This window comes from Vibrio chagasii, assembly GCF_002954585.1.
Taxonomy (GTDB): domain Bacteria; phylum Pseudomonadota; class Gammaproteobacteria; order Enterobacterales; family Vibrionaceae; genus Vibrio; species Vibrio chagasii_A.
On record NZ_MSCI01000002.1, the window covers coordinates 491,676 to 503,565 of the forward strand.

Below are 11,890 nucleotides of genomic sequence, written 5' to 3' on the forward strand. Positions count from 1 at the left end.
TCTTGATTTTTTATTGAACATTCAATCGTGTCCAACGTGTTAGCGTAGGTATTTAAATGTGTTAGGTAAAATAAAGCGGCGATAAACGCCGCTTTGTCATATATAAAATAGGTCATATTAGTTTTGGTAAATAAGACCAACGTTTCCGTTTGCACCGTTACCTAACACAGCGGCATTGTCGTAAGACGTTTGCTCAATCATGATTTGGTTCATGTCACTGTTCGTTAAATCAATGGTTGCGTTTGAATATGAACCAGTTTGTAACGTAAATAGGCGGTTATCGTCACTGTTCATTAGGTCGATGTCTACATCGTTTCTATCACCACCACCAACATCGGTATTAACGATAGTTTCTACATAGTTTCCATCACCCCAGATATCGATAGCCACATCGTTTCTCTCAACGCCACCGTTACTAAACTCTGTGTAAGTCGTATTTGAGTCACCGTTGATGTATACGTCAGCTTCATTTCGTACTGAGCTACCTTTCGCTTTCACTACGGAAATGTTGTAGTCGCCATCTTGAGTAACACGTAGATCGTTGTTTTTACCTGACCCTTTCACTTTCACCCTAGCTTGGTTACTCAAGCCATCTTGATCGATAAGCGCGTTGTTTCTTTTATAACGTAGTTTTACATGCGCCTCATTGAGGTTACCGTCTTGAACAACGACTACGTCTGAGCGCTTACTGTTCTGTGTGTCAACAAGTGCTATGTGACCATCAGTGATACCTGACGTGTCTTGCTCAATCAATACGTTAGCATTATCACCATCACCCATTTGCCAAATTGCAGTATTATCCATCGCTAAAGGCTCAATTGCTTCAGCCTTGTTAGAGATTCTTAGATCAGTAACACCCTCTTTCACCCCCACTCCTGGAGCAGATGCAGAAGTTGGAAGTGGATCTGCGTGAGCTGCATTAAAACCAATAATGGCACCGACTATAATTCCGATCTTTGTAAGTTTCATAGGTTGTATCCTTATACATTTCCATGTCGACTATGTGTCACCTCAAATGAAGCGACTTTGAATCAAGCTATCCATACTGCGCGCTAATTTGCTTGATTGATGAAGATTCTCATTGAGCTCGATGCATTGACGATCGCAAAGTCGTGCCCGTCTTGAGAAATCCCTAAGTTGTCTCCTCCTGAGCCAGCCATAAACGCCACATTGTGATTACCTTTTTGATTAATGCTTAATTGGCTGCCTTGCCCAGAGAAGTTAGCTTGTCCTATAACCGCTAAATTGTGGTTTCCATCTTGGGAAATTAACGCTTCGCTATTCCCACCGATCTGCCCAATTGCAGCGGTATTGTCAGATCCGTCTTGATTTATGTACGCGATATTATTCCGTCCCACCTGGTTAATATTCGCAGAATTAGAGTGTCCGCTTTGTTTTATCTTTGCTCTATTATTTGCTTTTATTCCTGGGCTGTATTGAATAATGGCTGAACTTGAATCCGAACTGTTTGTTATGTCTATTTCTGAGTAGTTATCTAAATCTCCAGAAGAGATATTATATAAATCGCTGTAGTCATTAATAATGTCCTGGTCGACATTATGTAAAAAATCCCCTTCAACACCAGAGGCTACAGAAATGCTTGTACTACCTATTGATAAATATAAAAAAGTTAAGCTGGTAAGTGATGCTGTCCTACTTATCATTATCTTTACCTTAAAGTGTCTGATGCTCGTGTGTTCAACTAAATAATATATTCCGTGTTAAACGCAGTGTTATTCGCTTGCATGTCGAAATAGTAGGTTCACAGGTGAATATCATCTATAAACTTAAAGGTGAAAATATTTGATTGCATATGACGAATTTAATTAGTAATTGGCTTTTTTATCTCTCCATTAGTTAATTAAATTATCTTGTAAATTAATCCAAAAGTTTATATATGCTACTGGGGGCATGAATTAGTCTTTAATTGTGTTTCGATGAATCACATTCTCATTTTTTAAATGGACTTTGAATGGGAGCCCTTATGAAAATCAAGCTGCTTACAATTGCTCTGTTGTCTTGTGTTGTTAACGCAGGCGAAAAGAGCCATGGTCTTGAAAACGGTGCTCCTTTGGAAAATGGAAAAAAACTTGAGGATTCGACAAATAACCTGAAGGAACAGTTTAACGACTTTAGTGAAGTGAACGGAATAATAGTGGATAGAACAATCACGCGATTAGGTGATGATTTCTATTTCTTCTTCTCGCAATCACTTAATGAGAGTTATCCCGACCTAAAGGAGAATTTGACGGTAAAAGAGAGGCCAACAGCTTTATCGGGAAGCATCATAGAGGTTCAACACTCTAGAAAACCGATCTTCCGTACAGCGTTGTCTCCCGGTCGTAGACAAGCAAAAGAACGAGCCGCTGATGCAACAAGAGTTGTAGGGAATTACATCATTAGATGGCAAGCGGAAAGGCTCTTTCAGGATACTTACGACCTAGACCATGATGAATTTTAAGGAGCCAAGGATGTCGATACTATTCAGAAAGGCAGCGCTTATTGCGTTGTTAGCTTCCCCTTCGATTTACGCGAGCGAATTGGTTTATACGCCCGTAAACCCAAGTTTCGGTGGAAACGCTTTAAACAGTTCTCATCTATTTAATCACGCTAATGCGATCAATGATTATGAAGACCCAAGTGCTAGGGATATTTTCGATGAACAAGAATCAGCACTAGATCGTTTAGCCTCCAGCTTAGAGTCTCGCTTGATTAGCCAATTGCTTGCTGACGTAGGCAATGGCAATACTGGGCAACTAGAAACGGAAGACTTCTTCCTCAACATCGTTGATGACTCAGGGACGTTATTGGTTCAAATCGTCGACAAAGCGACTGGTGAGTCAACTGAAATCAGCGTATCGGGATTAAATCCAGACCTCTAACCACAAGGATTGTGTTATGAAATCGATTATTATCGTCTTTCTAACCTTCGTGTTAGGGGGATGCACTTACTCTATGCAAATTCCAGAGACTTCTGAAACACCTAAGCTGATGCCGAGAGGATCGACTTACACCGATCTCATCTCATTACCTCAGCCTCGCGGTAAGATATTGGTGTCAGTCTATGACTTTAGAGACCAAACAGGGCAATACAAACCTCAGCCAAACAGTAACTTCTCGACGGCTGTACCACAGGGAGGAACATCACTACTCACGACAGCGTTGATTGATTCACAATGGTTTGTCCCTCTAGAACGTGAAGGGCTACAGAACTTGTTGACGGAACGTAAGATCATTCGTGCAGCTCAGAAAAAAGACAAAGTCGTGAATAATCATGGTGCGGATTTGTCATCCTTGAGTTCCGCTAACATTGTTATCGAAGGTGGGATTGTGGCTTATGACTCAAATATTGTTACCGGAGGAGCTGGCGCCAAGTATCTAGGTATTGGTGGGTCCGGGCAATACAGAACGGATCAAGTCACGGTGAATTTGAGAGCCGTCGATGTTCGAAGTGGCCAAGTTCTTTTGAGTGTCACGACGACCAAAACCATTTCTTCCCATGAAATCGGCTTCGGTGCATTTCGCTTTGTTGACTATAAAGAGTTGTTAGAAGTTGAGATGGGCTACAGCCAAAATGAACCAGTGAATATTGCCGTAATGTCAGCGATAGATGCGGCAGTGATTCATTTAATCGTTAAAGGAATGAAACGTGGTATGTGGTCGCCTGGTGACCCTAATGCGATGCAAAACCCAATCATTGCTCGTTATTCTGAAGCGAGTACGGACATACTTTAAATAACCGAGTAAGCAGCAAAATAGGGCTATGCGGAAAATGGATCTTACCCGTAGCCCTGTTTTTTTATCTGTTACTCAGCAGGTTTATTTGACGTCACAAGTAATGTCTTTGATCGGTGTCTCTGAGGTAACAAAACAAACATAAGCTTCCGCTGGGTTATTTGGGCCAATTCGAATGTAACCCGCTTTCACCTCGTCTTCATTAAACGAAGCCGAACTAGAGTTTCCAGTTTGGTTATCGTAAAAGCTGGCTTCAAAATTCCCATTCATTTGGCTAGCGATGCGGTTTCTCGTTGTTGATGTTGTAAATGTTACCGTCGCACATCGCATTGGCGGTTTCTCAGTAATCAGAAATTGCCCACTTTCTTTATCTATCACGCCACCCTTTGTATCTGGCTGAATATCGACAGCTTGAAATTGTTCTACTGTACAAGTTTCTTTGGCAGACACTACTGTCGGCATAAGGATGGCAAAGGCTAGGGGAAAAGCGAAAAGTACTGGTTTCATTAGAACAACACCATTTATAAAAAGAGCGAAAGATGATAGCACTAATATAGCGTTGCTAAATGTAAAATGTCTGTTATAAAGGAAACGCTTTTATAATGAAAAAGTCATGGCATCAAAAATAACTAGTGATCTTCAAACTGACACTGTGCTTTTTGGCTCTGTGATTGTTGGTCAACTGTAAAGCCTTTCTTTTCTAGCAGTTCTAACAGGTTACCTTCTCCTATCAGGTGTAAAGTGCCAACGACTAACAAGTAGTTTCCTTTCGTGTCGAGTTTCCAGTCATTGGCAGACAGTTTGTTTGCCCAGTCAACGTTGCGATCCGTTAGGAATGCTTTTTCAAGCTCAGTTGGCATTTCAGACAGCTCCGCAAAATCCTCAAGTTTGGACTTATCGCCTGCTTTCCAGCTTTCAATGAGGCAATGTACGACGCGGTCCGTTTGGTCAAACTCTTCAAGGCTAGTCAACAACCACTCTTTACCCGAATCTTTTTGCCCGGCGATTAGATCTATTTGAAATTGGAGTGGCTCTAAGCTGATAACTGGAACGTCTTGTATGGTTGCCTTATACGCTAATGTTGCGTCTACACCACCCGCCGAGCCATAGCCAAGGTTCTTTAATTGTTGCATTTGTATCGATAGAGAAGTTGCCCAAGGTGGAGAGCTCAATAGTTGCTGAGTCGGCATTCCCAACGATTTTGAAATGCTTGTCAGTAACTGCTTTTGTTCTGAGCTGAGCACATCAGCTGTGGTGACGGTTGTAGTCGGGTATGCGACGCCTTCAGATTTCCTGATATCCGTTTCGATGATTAGGCCATCGCTCTCTTTTAATGTGTCGGTAATCTGCTTGGGAAGTGGATACATGCTTTCATCCCCAACGTGTACAGAACCTAAAATTGTTAAGGTCAGATCATCTTTTTTGGCTTGCCAATACAGAGGTTCTGCTAAAGCCTGCTTAGTCGTAAAGGTAAGAGCGAGTAACGTTAAGTATAAGAATGTGCGCAAAGAGAGCTCCTAGAGGAAGACGTAACTCGTTAAAAATGATTTTGACGGAGTTTTTTAACGGTTTTTTTTGAGAACAATGTCACGTTGTTTGTACGAAAAGTATAACAATACGCTGAAACTCTAAATCCTTTCTGGCTATCAATGACACGATTTTATGAAATCGGTAAAAAAGATTGTGATTCATTTCTCAAATTTTACGTCAAAATTAAAATGACGGAAGTGCCGTTGATTCTAACTTATTGATTTTAATATAAATAATATTATCAAGATTTTTGAGATTTGAAGCCGATCACTTTATTAACTTGATTTAATTCACGGTAAAAAATAAGCCCATATAGTTTATCTAACTTTCGAAGCGCTCCATTTTGCTTCTTACTCAATTTTTAATTTATGGGTGAATACGATGTTGAAGAGAAACTTACTATCTGTAGCGGTATTGGCTGGCCTAACGGGTTGTGCAGTAACACAAGCACCAGAACAAAAAGTAGTGAATGCACTGGCTGACAATCTTGATGTTCAGTACGAAATTCTAACTAACCACGGTGCGAATGAAGGCTTAGCTTGTCAGGACCTAGGTGCTGAATGGGCGTCATGTAACAAAGTAAACATGACACTAACTAATGAAGGCGAAGCGATTGATTCTAAAGATTGGAGCATCTACTTCCACAGTATTCGTCTTATCCTAGATGTTGATAATGAGCAATTTAAGATCACTCGTGTTACTGGTGACCTTCACAAGCTAGAACCTACTGAAAAATTTGACGGCTTTGCGGCTGGTGAAGAAGTGGTTCTTCCGTTAACGAGTGAATACTGGCAACTGTTTGAAACTGACTTTATGCCAGGTGCATTCGTGACGGCGCCAAACGCAGAACCGAAGATGATTGCATCACTGAATACAGAAGATGTTGCATCGTTCGTAACTGGTCTAGAGGGTAATAACCTTAAGCGTACGCCTGATGACAATAACGTAATGGCGACAGCGGTGACGCGTTTTGAAAAGAATGCTGATCTAGCAACTCAAGATGTATCAACAACGCTATTGCCAACACCAATGTCGGTAGAAGCGGGTGAAGGTTCTGTGAGTATTGCTGGTGGTATTGCTTTACCAAAAGACGCATTCGACGCTGAGCAGTTCGCAGCAATTGAAGAACGTGCAGATGTGGTAAACGTAGATGTGAGTGGTGACCTTCCTGTAAGTGTTGCCGTTGTTCCTACTCAGTTTACGGGTGATTTAGCAAAATCTGGCGCTTATGAACTAAGCATCTCGGAAGAGGGGATTGCGATTAAAGCGTTTGATAAAACGGGTGCTTTCTACGCAGTTCAGTCTATTTTTGGCCTAATAGATAGTCAGAACGCTGAATCATTACCACAACTGTCAATTAAAGATGCACCGCGCTTTGATTACCGTGGTGTGATGGTGGACGTTGCTCGAAACTTCCACTCAAAAGATGCCATCCTAGCAACGCTAGATCAAATGGCGGCATACAAGATGAATAAACTGCACCTTCACTTAACGGATGATGAAGGCTGGCGCTTAGAAATCCCAGGTTTACCAGAGCTAACGGATGTAGGGTCTAATCGTTGTTTTGATTTGGATGAACAAAGCTGCTTACTGCCTCAGCTAGGTTCTGGTCCAACAACAGACAACTTTGGCTCTGGTTTCTTTAGTAAAGCGGATTACGTCGAAATCTTAAGCTACGCTAAAGCGCGCAGCATCGAAGTTATCCCTGAAATTGATATGCCAGCACACGCTCGTTCAGCTGTGGTATCAATGGAAGCGCGTTACACTCGTCTCATGGCGGAAGGTAAAGAAGCAGAAGCGAACGAATACCGCTTGATGGATCCACAAGATACATCGAACGTAACCACGGTTCAGTTCTACGATAAGCAAAGCTTCATTAACCCATGTATGGAGTCATCAACTCACTTCGTCGATAAAGTAATCTCTGAAGTGGCGGCAATGCACCAAGAAGCGGGCGTACCGCTAACGACTTGGCACTTCGGCGGCGATGAAGCGAAAAACATCAAGTTAGGTGCAGGTCTACAAGACATCAATGCGGAAGATAAAGTGGCTTGGAAAGGCAACATCGATTTGTCTAAGCAGGATAAGCCATTCCAACAGTCTCCACAGTGTCAGTCGTTGATTGCTAATGGTACCGTGAGTGATTTTGGTCACCTACCAAGCCACTTCGCAGAACAGGTGTCTAAGATTGTTGCTGAGAAGGGTATTCCACACTTCCAAGCATGGCAAGATGGTCTGAAATACAGCGAAGGTGAAGAAGCATTTGCAACCGAAAGCACTCGCGTGAACTTCTGGGACGTTCTTTACTGGGGCGGAACTTCATCAGTATACGATTGGTCAGCAAAAGGGTATGACGTGATTGTCTCTAACCCAGACTACGTATACATGGATATGCCATACGAAGTTGATGCAGCTGAGCGCGGTTACTACTGGGCAACACGTGCAACCGATACTCGTAAGATGTTTGGCTTCGCACCAGAAAACATGCCACAAAACGCAGAAACATCATTAGACCGTGATGGCAATGGCTTTACTGGTAAAGGTGAGGTTGAAGCGAAACCTTTCTACGGTCTGTCAGCTCAACTTTGGTCAGAAACAGTACGTACTGACGAGCAATATGAATACATGGTGTTCCCTCGCGTACTAGCAGCCGCAGAGCGCGCATGGCACAGAGCAGATTGGGAAAACGACTACAAGGTTGGTGTTGAATACTCTCAAGAAACTAACCTAGTTAATAAGCAAGCGCTAAACAGCGACTTCAATCGTTTTGCGAATATCGTAGGTCAACGTGAGCTGGCTAAGCTAGAAAAAGCAGGCATTGACTACCGACTACCAGTACCGGGTGCGAAGGTTGTTGACGGTAAGCTAGCGATGAATGTTCAATTCCCAGGTGTAGAGCTTCAATACTCAGCAGATGGTGAAAACTGGCTAACGTATGATGAGCAGCAACGTCCATCGGTTTCTGGTGAAACGTATATCCGCTCTATCTCTGAAAGTGGTGAGAAAGTAAGTCGAGTTATTTCTCTGAAATAATCAATAAGCACGATAAACAGAAAGCTCCCGTTTTATCCTATTCAAGATAATACGGGAGCTTTCTCAGGATTTATTTTTCTTCGTACGCCAGTACTTTAGTTGCCACTTTAGTTGCCTTTGTAATGACGGTACTCAAACACCTGACCTTTGTCATTAAACGCGTACACAGAGTACTCGTCTTTCTTATCGCCATACTCCATACCTGGAGAGCCCATTGGCATCCCCGGAACCGCCAAACCAATCGCATTACGTGGTGGGTTTTCTAAAAAGGCTTTCACGTCTTCTGCTGGGATGTGCCCTTCAAATACGTAACCGTCAATCTCTGCCGTGTGACAAGATGCAAGCTCAGGTGTAACCCCTAGCTTTTGCTTGATTGGGTTCATATCATCGTGGAGTTTCTCTGTTACATCGAAGCCAGCATCACGCATGTGCTCTGTCCATTCTGTACAACAGCCGCAGTATGGTGATTTATGGTTTAGAACATCAGTTGCGAGAGCTTGTCCTGAAATTGCAGCGAGTGCAGTAAGAGTCATAATTTTACGAATCATGGCTAACCTCATGAATATGATTATTGTTGATATTCGAATGGGTCGGTTTGAACAGTCTCAGTCTATTGGCATTACTTACCACAGTAATGGATGACATCGCCATAGCTGCGCCTGCCACCACTGGGCTGAGTAGAAATCCGAAAAACGGGTAGAGCACACCAGCCGCGATAGGAATGCCTAGCGAGTTGTAGATGAAGGCTCCAAAGAGATTTTGCTTCATGTTTCTCACCGTTGCTTGGGACAGTTCTATCGCATTACTAACAGAGAGAGGTGATGAGTTGAGAAGTGTCATTTGTGCACTCTCGATCGCCACATCACTGCCACTGCCCATTGCGATACCTATATCGGCTTGAGCCAGTGCTGGTGCGTCGTTTATACCGTCTCCAACCATTGCTACACTCTTATATTGTTGTTGAAGCTGAACAATATGTTGCGCCTTCTGCTCTGGAAGTACTTCAGATATAACCTCATCGATACCGACGCTTTTGCCAAGCGCTTGAGCAACCGAGTCGTTGTCACCAGTCAGTAGCACAGTGTGAATTCCGGCGGATTTTAGTTGAGCAATCGCTTGTTTGCTATCTATTTTTAATGCGTCTGAAATGCCTAATATGCCTTCCAGTTTTTGGTCGATGACTACGAAGATTGGCGTCCATGCTTGTCCGCGGCAAAGTTCAATAAAGTCACTACCTATTTGAGTATCAACACCGAGTTGGGTTAGGTATTTCAGAGAGCCGACTTGAACGTATTTGCCGTTAATGTTGGCTTGTACGCCAAGGCCTCGGCGGTTTTCAAAGTCGCTGTGTGGGAGTGCTGAAACTTCTAAGTTTTCGGCATACTGGCAAACGGCTTTCGCAAGTGGGTGTTCTGAACCGACTTCAACCGAATAGGCGTAAGCCAGCAGTTCTTGTTCTGATAGGTTAGAGTAAAATGCCTGCTGAACGCTTGGTTTACCTTGGGTTAGGGTACCCGTTTTATCAAACACGACAGCATCGATTTGGCTGGCTGATTGCAACACATCGGCGTCTTTGATCAGAACGCCAAACTCAGCGGCTTTACCTACGCCGACAGTAATTGAGAGTGGAGTTGCTAGGCCTAAGGCACACGGACAAGCGATGATCAGTACGGTAGTCGATACCACAAGCATGTAACTGGCACTTGGTTGTGGGCCAACAAAAAACCAAACTAGGGCGGCAACAGCTGCGATCGCAACCACAACTGGAACGAAAACGGCAGAGATAGAGTCGGCAAGTTTCGCTATCGCAGGTTTGCTGCTTTGTGCTTGGCGAACCATCTGAATGATTCGAGCCAGCATGGTGCTTGAGCCAATTCCTGTCGCTTCAATAATTAAGCTGCCATCACCATTAATGGTACCTGCAGAAACGCCATCATTAACTGATTTTACGTTGGGAAGCGGCTCGCCAGTTAGCATGGATTCATCGATGTAAGACTCACCTGATACCACAACTCCATCAACCGGTACTTTCTCACCCGGTTTGACACGTATCTGCATACCCACTTGGATAGCTTCTACAGCAATGACTTGCTCTTTGCCATCGACGATAACCATCGCTTTTTGAGGCTGTAAATTAATCAGTGCTTGTAGCGATTTCGTAGTGCGTGCTTTGGCTTTGGCCTCGATGTAGTGACCCAAAGAAATAAGGCCAATGATCATCGCGCTCGCCTCAAAGTAGACATGGCGAGAGGCTTCAGGGAACCATGATGGGATGAGCACAACCAACATTGAGTAGAACCATGCTGCGCCTGTACCCAAAACTACTAGCGTGTCCATGGTCGCACGTTTATGCATCAAGGATTGCCACGCGTTAGTGAAGAAGTTCCGCCCAGAGGTGGCTAGTAGCACTAGGCAGATTACACCAATGAATCCCCAAGCCAGTTGATCATTTTGTGTTGCGATGGTCATGCTGCCACCAAAGACGCCCCATGCCATTAATGGTCCGCCAAGCAGTAGCGCACTCACTGAGTTTTTCAGGAAGGCCTGTTGAGTGCGAAGTTGTTGCTCTTGCTGTTTTTGTTGTTGTGTTGCCGCATCATCAACAAACTCGGCGCCATACCCTGCGGCTTTCACCGATTCGATGAGCTTGTTTTCTATCAGGTCGCGTGTCTGAGATGTGAAAACCAAGGCAGTTTGCTCGGCAAGGTTTATCTGAGCTTGATCGATGAATTCGTTGTTTTTTAGTGCTTTTTCGACTGAAGAAACGCAACTCGCGCACGTCATTCCTTCAAGAACAAGGTGATAAGTATATTGGCTTGCAACGGGTTCAGTTGACGTTGTTTTTGTAGGTGCTGGTTTTTTATCTTCTTCTAAATTTGAACGTGATGACTGGTCATGAGATTCAGCGTAGGGGGTAGCGTGATAACCGACGCTTTCGACTAGCTCGATAACCTCGGATTCTGGAAGTAGAGTGACCAGTGCTAATTCTTGTTTGCTGACCTCTAGGTTTGATACTTGCTTAGTTTGTTCAAGCGCTTGAGTCAGTTTGTTCACGCACTTACCGCAACTAAGGCCGGATAGCGAAAGGTGCAGCTGATTACCCATAGAATAACCAAGCGTTGCTAACTGTTCGTTGAGCTCAATGTAACTAGAAGGAGTCGAAATATCGATGTAGGTCGGCGATATGTCATTGATCGTCGTGCTGTCGAGATTGCCAAACAGTGTGCGGACTTTCTTCGCACAACCCATGCAATTTAGGCCGTTGAGCGCGGTTGTGTAGTGATTCATATCGATACTCCAATTCTCATCTACGCCTAACATAAACCTTCCCGTAAGGGTAAGGTCAAACATAAATTCAAGAATTTGATCTTGGTGGAGTGCTAGCTGGTGGTTTTAGTCTGGAATGGAAGAAGGAAATTAATAATGTACGACTACAATCTACTAGTTAAAGCTATAGATTTACGATCTTTAAGGGCGTAATTGCTCTTTCAATAGCGGCTTTCGTACAACAACAGCACATTAATCATTCACTACTGATTGTAGATTTAAGCGGTGGTGATAAAATAGCGCCCAAAATTTAGTGATGGTTGAC

10 protein-coding genes are annotated in these 11,890 nt (G+C 43.5%); 4 read left to right on the forward strand and 6 right to left on the reverse strand.

The genetic code is table 11. The features are described 5' to 3' along the window. Positions 1-117 precede the first annotated feature (117 nt). Complete coding sequence (locus tag BTO10_RS10325; protein ID WP_105024473.1) at positions 118-969, reverse strand: curlin; 852 nt, start codon at positions 967-969, stop codon at positions 118-120. A gap of 83 nt (positions 970-1,052) precedes the next feature. Further along, positions 1,053-1,664, reverse strand: coding sequence for a curlin subunit CsgB (locus BTO10_RS10330; protein ID WP_105024474.1), 612 nt, complete (start codon positions 1,662-1,664; stop codon positions 1,053-1,055). Positions 1,665-1,984: 320 nt separating this feature from the next. Here BTO10_RS10330 and BTO10_RS10335 point away from each other — a divergent pair, with 320 nt between their 5' ends. Genes BTO10_RS10335 through BTO10_RS10345 form a run of 3 tightly spaced genes read left to right on the forward strand, consistent with a single transcriptional unit; the run spans position 1,985 to position 3,735 of the window. After that, a complete protein-coding gene (locus tag BTO10_RS10335) occupies positions 1,985-2,461 on the forward strand; it encodes a curli production assembly/transport protein CsgE (protein ID WP_258097216.1) in 477 nt (158 codons plus the stop codon). A gap of 10 nt (positions 2,462-2,471) precedes the next feature. Beyond that, the gene (locus tag BTO10_RS10340) at positions 2,472-2,882 is read left to right on the forward strand and encodes a curli assembly protein CsgF (RefSeq protein WP_004739781.1); all 411 of its coding nucleotides are present in this window, start codon (positions 2,472-2,474) and stop codon (positions 2,880-2,882) included. A gap of 16 nt (positions 2,883-2,898) precedes the next feature. Then, positions 2,899-3,735, forward strand: coding sequence for a CsgG/HfaB family protein (locus BTO10_RS10345; RefSeq protein ID WP_004739779.1), 837 nt, complete (start codon positions 2,899-2,901; stop codon positions 3,733-3,735). An 84-nt stretch (positions 3,736-3,819) separates the two neighbouring features. Here the strand turns inward: BTO10_RS10345 and BTO10_RS10350 are convergent, their stop codons facing one another. Together BTO10_RS10350 and BTO10_RS10355 are read right to left on the reverse strand one after the other, a co-directional pair. Next, positions 3,820-4,242: a hypothetical protein gene (locus tag BTO10_RS10350; RefSeq protein ID WP_004739778.1), complete on the reverse strand. Its 423-nt coding sequence runs from the start codon at positions 4,240-4,242 to the stop codon at positions 3,820-3,822. A gap of 122 nt (positions 4,243-4,364) precedes the next feature. Then, positions 4,365-5,243 (reverse strand): TraB/GumN family protein, encoded by an 879-nt coding sequence (locus BTO10_RS10355; protein WP_105024476.1) that lies wholly within the window; start codon positions 5,241-5,243, stop codon positions 4,365-4,367. 403 nt (positions 5,244-5,646) lie between these two features. Between BTO10_RS10355 and BTO10_RS10360 the strand changes: the two genes are divergently transcribed. Continuing rightward, positions 5,647-8,298 (forward strand): beta-N-acetylhexosaminidase, encoded by a 2,652-nt coding sequence (locus BTO10_RS10360; RefSeq protein ID WP_105024477.1) that lies wholly within the window; start codon positions 5,647-5,649, stop codon positions 8,296-8,298. Positions 8,299-8,405: 107 nt separating this feature from the next. Here BTO10_RS10360 and BTO10_RS10365 read toward each other — a convergent pair whose 3' ends face one another. Further along, positions 8,406-8,846 carry a DUF411 domain-containing protein gene (locus tag BTO10_RS10365; protein ID WP_008218183.1) on the reverse strand — a complete coding sequence of 147 codons (441 nt, stop codon included), beginning with the start codon at positions 8,844-8,846 and terminating at the stop codon, positions 8,406-8,408. Continuing rightward, complete coding sequence (locus tag BTO10_RS10370) at positions 8,836-11,649, reverse strand: heavy metal translocating P-type ATPase (RefSeq protein ID WP_105024478.1); 2,814 nt, start codon at positions 11,647-11,649, stop codon at positions 8,836-8,838. The genes BTO10_RS10365 and BTO10_RS10370 overlap by 11 nt, the downstream gene beginning before the upstream one ends. Between the last annotated feature and the right edge of the window lie 241 nt (positions 11,650-11,890).